Source organism: Nostoc sp. UHCC 0302, assembly GCF_038096175.1.
In the GTDB taxonomy this organism is placed as follows: Bacteria; Cyanobacteriota; Cyanobacteriia; order Cyanobacteriales; family Nostocaceae; genus UHCC-0302.
The window spans coordinates 3245408-3259020 of the sequence record NZ_CP151099.1 but is presented as its reverse complement, the minus strand read 5'-3'; the positions used below and the strand labels follow the sequence as shown (position 1 = coordinate 3259020).

The 13613-nt window shown below is 42.7% G+C and carries 8 protein-coding genes; 3 read left to right on the top strand and 5 right to left on the bottom strand.

All coding sequences use genetic code 11. The annotated features are described in order from the left end of the window. Window positions 1–148: 148 nt before the first annotated feature. From WKK05_RS14020 to WKK05_RS14010, 3 genes are all read right to left on the bottom strand, one after another. Entirely contained in the window at window positions 149–1234 is a 1086-nt protein-coding gene (locus WKK05_RS14020) for a M24 family metallopeptidase (protein WP_341530267.1), read from the bottom strand. 90 nt (window positions 1235–1324) lie between these two features. Further along, window positions 1325–2425 (bottom strand): galactose-1-phosphate uridylyltransferase, encoded by a 1101-nt coding sequence (gene galT, locus WKK05_RS14015; protein WP_341530266.1) that lies wholly within the window; start codon window positions 2423–2425, stop codon window positions 1325–1327. After that, a complete protein-coding gene (locus WKK05_RS14010) occupies window positions 2404–4263 on the bottom strand; it encodes a glycoside hydrolase family 2 TIM barrel-domain containing protein (RefSeq protein WP_341530265.1) in 1860 nt (619 codons plus the stop codon). Before WKK05_RS14010 ends, galT begins: the two co-directional genes overlap by 22 nt. A gap of 1456 nt (window positions 4264–5719) precedes the next feature. On the opposite strand from WKK05_RS14010, the gene glf reads away from it, so the two are divergent. Both glf and WKK05_RS14000 read left to right on the top strand, forming a co-directional pair. Then, window positions 5720–8161, top strand: a complete 2442-nt coding sequence (gene glf / locus WKK05_RS14005; protein ID WP_341530264.1) for a UDP-galactopyranose mutase — start codon at window positions 5720–5722, stop codon at window positions 8159–8161. 306 nt (window positions 8162–8467) lie between these two features. Then, window positions 8468–10687, top strand: coding sequence for a family 1 glycosylhydrolase (locus WKK05_RS14000; RefSeq protein ID WP_341530263.1), 2220 nt, complete (start codon window positions 8468–8470; stop codon window positions 10685–10687). Here WKK05_RS14000 and WKK05_RS13995 read toward each other — a convergent pair. Further along, a complete protein-coding gene (locus WKK05_RS13995; RefSeq protein ID WP_341530262.1) occupies window positions 10656–11009 on the bottom strand; it encodes a hypothetical protein in 354 nt (117 codons plus the stop codon). The two genes, WKK05_RS14000 and WKK05_RS13995, sit on opposite strands and share 32 nt — an antisense overlap. A gap of 541 nt (window positions 11010–11550) precedes the next feature. On the opposite strand from WKK05_RS13995, the gene WKK05_RS13990 reads away from it, so the two are divergent. After that, window positions 11551–12477: an alpha/beta fold hydrolase gene (locus tag WKK05_RS13990; RefSeq protein ID WP_341530261.1), complete on the top strand. Its 927-nt coding sequence runs from the start codon at window positions 11551–11553 to the stop codon at window positions 12475–12477. 817 nt (window positions 12478–13294) lie between these two features. On the opposite strand, the gene WKK05_RS13985 is transcribed toward WKK05_RS13990, so the two are convergent. Continuing rightward, window positions 13295–13513, bottom strand: a complete 219-nt coding sequence (locus tag WKK05_RS13985) for a hypothetical protein (RefSeq protein ID WP_341530260.1) — start codon at window positions 13511–13513, stop codon at window positions 13295–13297. Window positions 13514–13613: the final 100 nt, after the last annotated feature.

The following is a 13613-nucleotide window of genomic DNA, read 5'->3' as shown; positions in this document are numbered from 1 at the left end:
AAAGCCCTCGATACTGCAAAGACTCATTTAATCTCGACCGTTTCCTAATTTGCAGATGGAAATATCCTAGTATTCTGTCAAGTTTGATTTTATAGGTTCGTAGTTGCGCTGTCTTCAAAGACAGCGCAACTACAGACAGAGTAGTAGATTAAATTTCTAAAGGTACTGCACGCAATCTTCCTTCTACCTCAACGCTAGGAAAGTTAGGATCATAAGTTAGGTTTTCCAGCTTTCCATCCTTGAGGATGACAAAAGTATCTTCAATCTTTGCACCTACTAAACTTGGATTCCAAGCCATAGCCATGTTTTCTGCCAAAGTATCTGTTGTGTGTGGATTTGCCACAACTTCTCGCGCTAGATATCCAGTAGTTCCTCCCTGGTGATGTTCGCGGATAGCATTAGCAAAACCGTGCTGTTCATAAGTTTGAGCTAGTCCATGATAAATAGCATTCAGAGGAGTTCCAGGTTTACACAAAGATAGGGCTTGGGCTTCTATTTCCCGGACATGACGATGCAATTGCGCGGATTCTTCTGGGAGTGCGCCAAAACAAACAAATCGAGTCAGGTTCGCAAACAAACCATATCCTCTAGCGCAAAATACCAGCATCGCTTGCCGTCCAAGTTGTTCTCCTGTTGCGGTAGCATGACGATACAGCGGTAAGCGTCTCTCGCCAGCCACTAGTGTTAGCGCTGGATGCAAACCTCTTGTCCACAATGCTTCTGCACCTGCACCCGCTAACTGATATTCTGTCCAAGTAGGTTTGGCGGCTTGTAGTACCTCTGTCATGGCTGTGCTAGCTTTTTGCCCTACTTGGCGATATCGTTCTAGCTCGCTTGACATTAAGACTCGTTTATGGGCTTGTAAAGATGATGGTAGTGGCTGCTCTAGATCAGAAGTAGGGCGATCGCTTAAAACTTCTCTTCCAGCAGTAGCATCACGAACAAAATCTTCGCGGACAGCATCTGCCCAAGGGTTGATATATAGCTGAAAATTACTTGGCAGTTCTTCATCTTTGAGGCGTTGGGCTTCAATTTCATCCGTTAATACCCACGCATCTTTGGCAGTTACTAATACTTCTGCTACACCAGTTTCAGTAGTCAGCAGCACAGTATTAGAAGCACCAGCAGTCGCCCAAGCAAACCAGTCTGTACCACGTAGGCGTAAACCCTCTGCTTTTGTTTCAGATAGGGTTTGCCTGATTAACTCCAGTTTCTTGGAGACTTCTTCGCTCATAGTTTATGAGAAAAAATAAACACAGATCATTATCAAATTGATCTGCGTTCATTTGCGTCCATCTGCGGTTCTACATTCAAAATTAGGTTTTCATACTGAAATCGGCATTTCAATATTTACACTTACCGCTTGTAATTCCTTTGCTTTCTCCTCCGGTAAAGCATCATTGGCAAACATCCCTGCTGCCAATTCTGTTCCTGCTAAATACTTCAGCCTTTCACTTGTGCGATATGGTGGATAAAACTCGGCGTGTAAATGTGCTTCGGGATGTGCTTGTCCGTCAGTTGGTGCGCCAAACCAAGCCATTAAATAAGGAAACGGGCGATTCCACAAGCCGTCATATTTGAGAGTGACAGTTTTTAATGCCTTAGCAAGTCCCCTACGCTGTTCTGGGCTAAGATCCGTAAAAGTGCCAACTGCTTTTATCGGAGCAATCCATACTTCGTAAGGGTAACGCGCCCACGCTGGAACGAAGGCGATCGCATACTCATCTTGATAAATAATCCGCTGATTGTCTGCAATCTCTTTTTGAATTAAATCTTCCAGTAACCCCCGCTGATGTTCTTGATAATACTGCTGCTGCATTTCTAACATCCGTGCAGGAACAGGTGGGATAAAGGGATAGGCGTAAATCTGCCCGTGGGGATGGTGCAAAGTTACACCTACTTCTATACCCTTGTTTTCAAACGGCAGCACGTATTGAATTTGCGGATTATCTCCCAGTTCGCGGGTGCGATCGCCCCATACCGACAACAGCAAATCGAGATGTTCTACTTCTAGGGAACTGAGAGAAGCACGTGCATCTTGCGTAAAAACCACTACTTCACACGCTCCATTAGCAGGTAACGTTTCCACGATGCTATCAGGTGGGTTGTTTGCCGTAAGAGCCATCGAAGGAAAGCGGTTATCGAACACCGCTACGTCATACTTACCTTGAGGTAGTTCTGTAGGAAACTCCGGGTTGCTGGTAGGTGCGAGGGGGTTATATTCTGGGGGCGGCATGAATGTCCGCCCTTGCCGATGACTAGCGTAAGCTACCCATTCGCCGCGCAGGGGATGCCAGCGCAGGTGCGGGTTTGCTTGCACTGGCTCGTTACTAGGGCTAGTAGCTTGTAGCTGACTAGAAATTGGGTAGCGACTATATAATGTCAGCTTGCGTCCATCGGGCTTTAACAGCTTGTGGGAGTACATAATCCTTGTCCTGAAAGGGTTGCAGCCCGAATTGCCTCAATGGGAAATTTGGGTGTGCGATCGGCGTATAATAAACCGTTAGCTTCTTGAAAGGTATCTGTAAGCTGGGTGTAACAAAATCCGCTAAACAGCTCGGTATTATTGATGGTTTCGAGTAGCTGGGCGTATTTCATTTCTAGTTCGGAGATATTGAAGCAACGCTCATATCCCCAAGCTTTATCAGCATCTGGTGTATCAGTAGGGGCATAGGCAATACCGCCAAACTCAGTCAGCATCACTGGTTGCCCTTGATGTGGATAGTTATCGAGGGTGAGAATGCGTCCTCCAGGACGGCTACGTGACAATAAATCCGATAGCTGGACATCAGCTCTATAGCGATGTGCTAATCGTTGCGGATTAGTTTCATAGTCGTGGATAGCAAGAATATCTGTATCTATACTTTCCCAACCATCATTACCAATGACTGGACGAGTCGGATCTAGTGTTTTGGTCAAGTGATACATTGCCAATACGTAGTTACGATGAGCTGCCGTCTCAACTAAATTTGGCACTCCCCAAGATTCATTGAACGGAACCCATGCCACAATACATGGATGGCTGGAATCACGTTTGATCACCTCAGTCCACTCATGTGCCATGCGTTCTACCGCTTTCGGTGTGAAGCGATAGGCACTGGGCATCTCTTCCCATACTAACAGCCCTAAAACATCTGCCCAATATAAAAAGCGAGGATCTTCAATTTTTTGGTGTTTGCGGACTCCGTTAAAACCCATTGCTTTAACTAGTTCTACATCGCGTCGCAATGCCTCGTCGCTGGGTGCTGTCATCAATGTATCTGGCCAGTAGCCTTGGTCTAGCACTAGCCGCAAATAGTAAGGGCGACCATTGAGCATAAAGCGATCGCGCTGTATAGTAACGGTTCGCATCGCTGTATAAGATTTTACTTCATCCAGTAGTTGGTCTTTGCACCACAACTGAATTTCAGCATCAATTAACGTCGGTTTTTCTGGACTCCAGAGTAATTCATTACGACAGTCATCAATTCCCGGATCGCTGAGGGAAATGCGGCGACCAATTTCCCCATTGAACACTTCATAGGTATCGTTTACCAACACCTTATGGCCAACGCTCAGTTTCACTTTGATTTGTAAGCCAGAAGCAGGTACATCCCCAGCAAGTGCAGCGTAACAACCAATTTCCCACCGTTCAAAGTCAGGTGTCCACTGAATATGATCTATATAAGTCGCACCTACACGCTCCAGCCAAACAGTTTGCCAAATGCCGCTGGTACGAGGATACCAAATACTGTGTGCCTCCAACTGCCAATCTTGCTTGCCACGAGGTTTAGCGAGGTCTTGCGGATCGTCTTGCGCCCACACTGTGACTTTTGTTATGCCACTGTCATTCAAGGCATGAGTAATATCGAAGCAAAAAGAGGTATGTCCACCTTCATGCTCACCTATGTATTCACCGTTAACCCACACACGAGCGCGATAATCTACAGCACCGAAATGCAACAGTAATTTACCTTTTCCTGGATCTGTCTGAAATTCTCGCTCGTACCAGCAGTTTGGGTGAAATCCAGTATCACCAATACCACTTTTGGTAGATTCGGGAGCATAGGGAATTTCTATATGATTAAACCACTGCTTAAAATCACCGGGTCTAAAGCACTTTCCCTGGTCGTCAAACGCGAACTTCCACTGACCATTTAAGCTTTGCCAGTGCGATCGCTGTAATAAAGGACGCGGATGTGCTGTTGTTTTTGAATCCAAAACTTTATTAGCAGGACTTGAGGCTAGTTCAACCTCAGCATTTTCCAAATTCAATAATCTCATTAACATTCCTCCCTAGCTGCAACTCAACAATTGTGTCTATAGGTTATGTCAACATACCAAGAATTTTTCTCGGCAAACTCTACTGTCGAGTCAAGCTAGTGCCGCGACTGACAATAAAAATAGATTTTTTCGTAGCAACATTCATACCTCTCTCACCTTAAGCGTTGAGGAGGTATGAAAATAATTATTACTCCTGGCTCGTGACATTATGGCACATACACCCCCATTTTTTGCCAGGTCATTTAAAAAAATGCCTTGAATTATAGTTGGTAATAATTAGCCTAAGCTTACCCTTCTATCTATTATATAAAGTCTTTATAGAGAAAGTTTATTTGTAAATTATTTAACTAAATCAATTTTTAAAATTGAGTAAAACGCAATAAAAACTAGCAAGATTCATAAAACTGACGAAAAATGGTTTTTATTCCAGGTAATACAAGGTTAATGCATTTTTAGACGAAATTGATGCATTTATCCTTAGTTGCTTAATTATCATTGGCTACTGATGCAATTATTACCCTGATTTATGTAACAATTAGGACGATAATACTGACGGTAACCACTATGCTCGCTGCATACAGCAGAAGTCAAAAGCCAAAAGCAAAAATCGGGAATTAAAACAGTTTTTATGCTTGGTTTTGAGACCTAATTTTTATACTTCATCAGCTTGAAATACGCTGTGGTATTAATTTGTTTCCTTGGTTTGTAACTCTTTATAGAATTTTAAGTATATCTGATTATTTTTTAACGAGCTTCAATTGCCCACTAATTTAGATTTTGAATTCTGATTTCTAACTGCTTCAAGGCTGACGCTAAATTATGAAAAAACGAACTACAAAGGATACATAGACACGTTTTTGCAGCGTCAGCTATAAGCTTAGTCACTTCTTATTAGCCGTTAAGAGTTCTCAAAGGGTAGGTTAAAAATCAGAGATCCAAAGATTCTTGTATAAGTCCTATTCTTGCTTAGTTAAGTTTTAGCTGCTATGTACGAAAAAGAACAGACTAAATGACTCCTTTGTGCATATTTCATATTGAAAATCTTATATATTTTAATACCATTTATTAAAGCATTAATTGTGGTATACTCGTTATTTATAGTATCTAAATATTATAAATTTCTAAAAGTCAGATTAAGACATATAGTCTGTCTATCTATTTTAGATGAGTTAAAAATCAAATTTTTATTTAACAATTTATCTTAAGACTGATATTATCAACTGAATTTTGTATTCTTGTTGGTAGATGAAAAAATTTAAATAAACAAGTATTTATAAAAATGGGTTTAGAAAATGAAAATATTGGTTTTACCAATTCGATATGAAGATTTACCAAACGATAGTTCGTATATCCATGTGGGCAGAGAACTATCTCGTGTCATAGAGTTTGGTACAAGCTTATAAAGAAAAGGTATTAACAATTGTTTAATCAAAAATACTAGAGATCGAGAGCATATATGACAAGTGAGAAAGCGAAAATAAAAAGCAACAGTGTTAGCAATATAGTTTCGTCTAAGCAGCGTAAAACAAAGCGATCGCAGCTAGTAGACGAAACGCAAGCATCAGGTAAATCACTGTTGAATTTAAATTCGTCAAATAAAAATGTTCAACCAACAGAAACCTTTAATGATACGCCTGATGTAGTTTGCTTATCTCATTTGCGTTGGAATTTTGTCTACCAAAGACCACAACATTTATTAAGTCGCTGCGCTCAAGGAAAGCGGGTATTCTTTATTGAAGAGCCAATTTTTACCCAAGAACCATTAGGACGATTAGATGTTAGTCAAGATGAAAGTGGGGTAGTGGTTGTTGTACCACATTTACCACAAGGTTTGAATGAGGAAGCGATCAATGCAGACTTGCAAATGCTAATTGATGTTTTATTTGCAGAGCAAAGCATCAATAAGTATATCTGTTGGTATTACACACCAATGGCGATCGCTTTTACCCAGCACTTAAAACCAGAAGCAATTATCTACGATTGCATGGATGAATTATCTGCATTCAAAGGAGCATCACCCACTTTAAAGAAATACGAGGCTGAACTATTCCGCCGTGCAGACTTGGTATTTACAGGAGGACAAAGCCTTTACGAAAGTAAAGTCAACCAACACCCCAACGTCTATGGATTTCCCAGCAGCGTAGATGTAGCCCACTTTGCCCAAGCAAGAAATCTTGAAGAAGCAGCAGATCAAGCAAATATTCCTCATCCTCGCCTGGGATTCTTTGGCGTCATTGATGAACGCATGGATATAGAACTGCTTGCTGGTATAGCCGAGGCACGTCCGGATTGGCATTTAGTGATGATTGGGCCAGTTGTGAAAATTGATCTGGCAACTCTACCACAGCATGAGAATATTCATTATCTCGGTGGAAAAGACTATAAACAACTACCCACTTACTTGGCTGGGTGGGACTTGGCGATGCTGCCGTTTGCGCGTAATGAGTCAACACGCTTTATTAGTCCTACTAAAACTCCAGAGTATCTTGCCGCAGGTAGACCTGTGGTTTCTACTAGCATTCGAGATGTAGTGCGGCCTTATGGAGATTTAAAACTGGTACGAATTGCAGACACAGTTTCTGAATTCGTCGCCGCCGCCGAACAAGCAATGCAAGAAGACATAAGAACATCAGAATGGTTGAATCGGGTAGATACCTTTTTAGAAAAGATTTCTTGGGATCGGACTTGGGCATCGATGATGAAGCTTATAGACTCTGCCATTGCTGCCCGCGATAATGAAGACAAAGTTAACTCCACAGGTGCGACTGGTAAACAAGCACCAAATATTATTACCAGAAAATTTGTCTTTGATTACTTGGTTGTCGGCGCGGGTTTTTCTGGTAGCGTGATTGCTGAACGTTTAGCAACTCAGTCTGGTAAAAAAGTGCTGGTTGTAGACAAGCGCAATCACATTGGTGGCAATGCTTACGATCATTACGACGATCATGGCATTCTTGTACACAAATACGGCCCACACATCTTTCACACCAACTCCCGCGAAGTCTTTGAATACCTCTCACGCTTTACTCAGTGGCGGTCTTACGAACATCGTGTCCTTGCTAGTGTAGATGGGCAACTTGTTCCTATTCCGATCAACCTCGATACCATCAACAAGCTGTATGGCATGAATCTCAATTCATTTGAGGTCGAGGAGTTTTACAAATCACTTGCTGAACCCGTAGAATATATCCGCACTAGTGAAGATGTGGTAGTCAGCAAAGTTGGTCGAGTACTGTATGAAAAGTTTTTCCGGAATTATACGCGTAAGCAATGGGGACTCGACCCATCGGAACTGGACAAATCAGTAATTGCCAGAATTCCGACTCGTACTAATCGTGACGATCGCTATTTTACCGATAGCTACCAAGCGATGCCACTGCACGGCTTTACCAGGATGTTCGACAATATGCTAAATCATCCGAACATCAAGGTAATGTTAAATACTGATTATCAGGAAATCCAGAAGGCGATACCTTGCCGCGAGATGGTTTACACTGGCCCAGTTGACGAATTCTTTGATTATCGCTACGGAAAACTACCGTATCGCTCACTTGAGTTCAAGCATGAAACGCATAACACCTCAGTGTTTCAATCAGCGCCAGTAATTAACTATCCCAATGAACAGCTTTATACTCGTGTAACTGAGTTTAAATACCTGACTGGTCAAGAACATTCGAAAACTAGCATTGTTTACGAGTTTCCTCAAGCTGAGGGAGACCCTTATTATCCTGTACCGCGCCCAGAAAATAACGAAATGTACAAGCAGTACAAGGCGCTGTCTGATACAACACCAGGAGTATATTTTGTCGGACGACTAGCGACATACAAGTACTACAACATGGATCAATGTGTTGCTCAAGCCCTTTCTGTATACAACCAAATCGCGGTTAAGGCTTAAGTAATTCGTAATACTCGCCAAAAGCGAGAAGCAAGCTACGTAATTCGTAATTCGTAATTAGAAGTACTAACTACGAATTATGAATTATCAATTGCGAACTACTAAGTTAAAACAAGAAAACTAAACTATCTATGAATTAGCAATGTAGGGTGCGTTGTCGCCAAGCGCCGCACCATCAACAATTTAAGGTGCGTTAGCCTACGGCATAACACGCCACTACTGGCATGGCACAGATTTTCAACTTCTCTGAACTTTATTGCATTTAGTTTAACTTTTTTAATTACGAATTACGAATTGGTGTAATTTATGGCTTTTGCTTTCAACTCGACACTCAACACACCTAAATCAAAACTTCCTTTAGAAGTTTGGGCTGGTGTAGAGTGTACGGTTAATCGTGTGGGTGAAGAGTATTTTGACCAGTTAGAACGCAATGGTCATGCAACACGCTTGGATGACCTAGACTTATTTGCCCAACTAGGTATAGATGCGATTCGCTATCCCATCCTTTGGGAGAAGATAGCGCCCAATGGTTTGGAGAATGCTGACTGGTTGTGGGCAGATGAGCGACTGGAACGGTTGCGCGAACTCGGCATTCGTCCGATTGTGGGATTAGTGCATCATGGTAGTGGCCCGCGTGATACCAGCTTGGTAGATCCAGAATTTCCCGAAAAACTAGCGGTATTTGCCCGTGCGGTTGCCGAACGCTATCCTTGGGTAACGCATTACACACCAGTAAATGAACCACTGACAACAGCGCGATTCAGTGGGATGTACGGTCACTGGTATCCTCACGGTCGGGATGATTTAACTTTTGCTCGTGCTTTGTTGGGAGAGTGTCGAGCGATCGCCCTTTCGATGCAAGCAATCCGCCAAGTCAACCCTAATGCTCAACTAGTGCAAACTGAAGATTTAGGGAAGATTTACAGTACATCAAAGCTGGCATATCAAGCAGAATTTGAAAACGAGCGCCGCTGGTTGAGTTTTGATTTATTGTGCGGTCGAATCAGCCCAACTCATCCAATGTGGGGTTACCTTCAAGACTGCGGTATTAGTGGTGCTGAACTTGAGGGATTTTTGCAAAATACTTGTCCACCTGACATCATCGGTATTAATCATTACCTGACAAGCGAACGCTTTTTGGATGAAAATCTAGAAAACTATCCAGTTGGGACGCATGGAGGTAATGGACGAGACAAGTATGCAGATGTAGAAGCGGTGAGAGTTTGTGCTGAGGGTTTGGCAGGGCCGCGAACTTTACTCAAAGAAACATGGGAACGCTATAATCTGCCACTTGCGGTTACGGAAGCTCATATCAGCTGCACCCGCGAGGAACAACTACGCTGGTTATATGAAGTGTGGAATGCCGCACAGGAATTACAAGGTGAGGGGGTGGATATCCGCGCTGTCACTGCTTGGGCGCTCCTTGGTAGCTACGATTGGAATAGTTTAGTCACAAAATCTCACGGCTACTACGAGTCAGGCGTGTTTGATTTGCGGTCGCCACATCCTCGACCAACAGCGATCGCAAAAATGGTGCAGGATTTAGCAAATGGGCATAAACCAGATCATCCGCTACTTGAGACCCCTGGCTGGTGGCATCGGCAAGAGCGCCTGTTATACCCTGCACTAAGTTGCAGTGCAGTGATCGGGGAAACCTCTGTGATTAATCGCGCTTCTACTCCTACCTCCCCGCGTCCCTTGGCGATCATCGGAGCCACAGGAACTTTAGGGAAGGCTTTTGCTCGCTTGTGTGAAATACGCGGGATCACATATCACCTGCTAACACGCCAAGAGATGGACATTACTAATCCCGCCTCTGTGAATGCAGTGCTTACCCAGTTGAAACCGTGGGCAGTTGTAAACGCTGCGGGCTATGTGCGGGTGGACGATGCAGAACGCGAACCCCATATTTGCCTGCAAGTCAATGCTGAAGGCCCAGCGATTTTAGCTGCTGCTTGCGCTCAACATCATGTGGCGCTGTTAACTTTCTCATCAGATTTAGTATTTGACGGTGCTGAGTCTAATCCTTATGTGGAAAGTGATACGGTTGGGCCTCTCAATGTATATGGGTGTAGTAAAGTTTTAGCAGAAAAGCTGGTATTGCAGGCTTATCCCACATCGTTAGTGATTCGCACCAGTGCATTTTTTGGCCCTTGGGATGAATACAACTTCGTCACAATCGCCCTGCGGCAATTATCTGCTGGTAATACTTTCGTTGCTGCCAAAGATGCGATCGTCTCGCCAACTTATGTACCTGATCTTGTTCATGCCAGCCTTGATTTGCTGATTGATGGTGAGAACGGTTTGTGGCATTTGGCTAACAAGGGTGCTGTCGCATGGTCTGATTTGGCACTGTTAGCAGCTAAAAAGGCTGGCGTAAGTGCCAGTAGTTTAATTTCTCTGCCTACGCAAGAATTGGGTTTCATCGCTCCTCGCCCAGCTTACAGCGTTCTCGGTAGCAGTCGAGGTGAATTAATGCCACACCTTGATAATGCTATTTCTCGCTACTTAGAAGAAATAGGCTAGGAGAAGAGGCAGGGAGTGGGGAGTAGGGATTTTGTACCTCGTTAAATACACCTTCAACACGCTCGCGTAGGCTATTTAATAAACCCTCAAAAGCTTTTGGCTGTGGTTGAAGTTGGTTGGCTCGTTTGGGAGTGAAAATTTGATTGCCTGTGGTTTGGGAAATACCTTTTCGCCATTCGCCGCCAATAAATCCTTTATCGACCAAGATGCGACAGCCACGAACGCATTCTAAAACAGATTCTGCCGCTAGACGTTCATCAGTACTAGCTGGCACTAATACTAATTCACGAAAATCTTGATAATAAATTTCTCGTAGGGACACGGCAATGCCGTGTCCCTACCAAAGTATTTGTATCATTTTTAAAATGAAATGGTATAAGGAGTAAACTAGGGGTATACCGTTGAGGGTACTGATGAGTACCAATTTGTAGCTAAAGTAATTCATTTTCCGACTAGCACACCAACCATAATCAGCACTTCCAGTAAAATCAATGAAGGCGTTTGTCACGTTTGTAGCCAACTACTGACACTTGTTTTGTATATAACAGTAAGGTGCGCTCAAAGATTGCCCCCAACTCAAGAACCCAGAAACGTCTTAATTCTTCCAGCATTCCCTCCAAGCGTCTAGCACGCCGATTGAACTGGCTTTGAGCTAACAGTTTTGGAAACAGGCTTGAGTAGTTTGCCCTGACAAACTCATATAAGCCGTTATATAGCCTTAATAATATTTTTTTGTCTTCTCAGTATTAATACTGTATTTTTAAGTTGTAAAAAGCACAAAATAGTCCCTATGAATTAACTTGTATACTGTTTCTTGGGTGTCTTTACTTTATGTTCATAAGATTATATTTACAAAATTTACCATGACAAACTCTAGTTCAAAAACAACACTTACCCCCACAAAAACCTGGATTTGGCAAGATTATCCTATCTGCTATCAAGCCGAAGGAGATACTGGGCCGGCTGTTGTTTTAGTGCATGGTTTTGGGGCTTCTTGGTGGCACTGGCGGAAAAATATCCCTGCATTAGCAGAAAATTGCCGTGTTTATACTATAGATTTGATTGGTTTTGGGGCTTCAGCGAAACCTCAACCAGGTGAACAAATGCACTACACATTGGAAACTTGGGGACAGCAAGTAGCAGATTTTTGCCGGGAAGTGGTTGGTGAACCAGCTTTTTTAGTGGGAAATTCTATTGGCTGTATTGTCGTCATGCAAGCAGCGGTAAGCAACCCGGATATTGCTTTAGGAGTTGCCTTGCTTAATTGTTCACTCCGACTATTACACGATCGCAAACGTGCAACTTTACCTTGGACTCGTCGTGTCGGAGCGCCTGTGTTACAACGCCTGCTATCTATTAAACCGCTCGGCCAGTTCTTTTTCAATCAAGTTGCTAAACCAAAAACAGTGCGGAAGATTTTGCTGCAAGCTTATGCGAATGCTGAGGTGGTGACAGATGAGTTAGTAGATATTCTGACTGCGCCCGCAAGTGATCCAGGTGCTGTAGCCGTATTTCTGGCTTTTACTAGTTATTCTACAGGGCCTCTACCTGAAGACCTTTTACCACAATTGCCCTGCCCTGCAATTATTTTGTGGGGAACGGCTGATCCCTGGGAACCAATTGAATTGGGGAGAGAATTAGGCAACTTCCCCCAAGTACTAAAGTTTATTCCTTTGGAAGGGGTGGGGCATTGTCCTCAAGATGAAGCTCCTGAGTTAGTAAATCCGATTTTACAAGACTGGATTTCGGAGCGATCGATAGTAATAAACTCGGCAAAATTGGAGGCGTAATTTACACTAAGTAACTATCTTGAATTTGGTAAGACAAAAAGAAAAAGGCAGGCGTTATTCTTAGCACCTACCTTTCTCATCTCTAGCCTGTCGATTGAATGCTTTGAGAAAATAAACAAGAGTGTACTAAATTTTCTCAAAACTGATTTATATCAATCGAGTTATGCTGATTCATCTGTTAGTGGACTTTGCCGATTAGCTTACCAGCCGCCTCGTCTCCAGCCGCCGCCCCAGTGGCCTCGTCTCCAGCCGCCGCCCCAGTGGCCTCGTCTCCAGCCGCCGCCCCAGCGGCCTCCAGATAGAAGTTGCTGTTCTTCGTTGGGTAATTCCACAAGTAAATCAGATTGATTCTCTTGATTTGCCATAATTATTTACCTCACTTTTTTAAAGAGGTATTACACACATATGTACAAAAAATATTTGTGTAATACCTATATTTTTATTTCTAAATATATTTTACAAAGATTAAATTATCCTAAAGTTAGAAATAAAAATACTAATTTTATTCCTTTTAGCTCATGAAAAGTTTATTGGAGAATAGATTCATGATTTTTAGGATAGCCAGCAAAAAATTTCACCCATATTAATTGGATAATGTTAAATTTTTTTGTTTTTTAATTTTAGCGATCGCTTTCTTTAATATTTATAATTATGCATGCTCACTTAATTTGGTATTAGGTTGCGAGGAAAGAAAAGACTACTTAAACTCTCAGAAAGCTTGTTTGATTTATCTAAAGCGAGTTATATAAATCTTTTCTCTCCCCAGTAATTGTAACCTTTGACCTAGCTAATTACTGAGCCAATAGACTTTATAAACTTAGTAGAAGCCAGGACCATAAAAGCCGCGACCGTAGCCACCACCATAGAAACCACGGCCGTAGCCACCACCATAAAAACCACGGCCGTAGCCACCACCATAGAAACCATCGCCGTAGCCGCCATAGGGGTAACAACCGCCATAGCCGCCAGCTTGTAGCTCCTGTTCTTTGGCTGATAATTCTACAAGTAAATCAGAATGGTTGTCTTGATTTGACATAATTGGTTACCTCAATTTTGTATAGACGTGTTACACACATATTTGCAAAAAATAAATGTGTGTAATACTTTTCTTTTTATTTCTATACAGATTTTACAAA

Bases quoted from the DNA above. Each gene is read 5' to 3' on its own strand.
- WKK05_RS14020 (WP_341530267.1), bottom strand. From the start codon at position 1,234: ATGAGCGAAGAAGTCTCCAAGAAACTGGAGTTAATCAGGCAAACCCTA.
- galT (WP_341530266.1), bottom strand. From the start codon at position 2,425: ATGTACTCCCACAAGCTGTTAAAGCCCGATGGACGCAAGCTGACATTA.
- WKK05_RS14010 (WP_341530265.1), bottom strand. From the start codon at position 4,263: ATGAGATTATTGAATTTGGAAAATGCTGAGGTTGAACTAGCCTCAAGT.
- glf (WP_341530264.1), top strand. From the start codon at position 5,720: ATGACAAGTGAGAAAGCGAAAATAAAAAGCAACAGTGTTAGCAATATA.
- WKK05_RS14000 (WP_341530263.1), top strand. From the start codon at position 8,468: ATGGCTTTTGCTTTCAACTCGACACTCAACACACCTAAATCAAAACTT.
- WKK05_RS13990 (WP_341530261.1), top strand. From the start codon at position 11,551: ATGACAAACTCTAGTTCAAAAACAACACTTACCCCCACAAAAACCTGG.
- WKK05_RS13985 (WP_341530260.1), bottom strand. From the start codon at position 13,513: ATGTCAAATCAAGACAACCATTCTGATTTACTTGTAGAATTATCAGCC.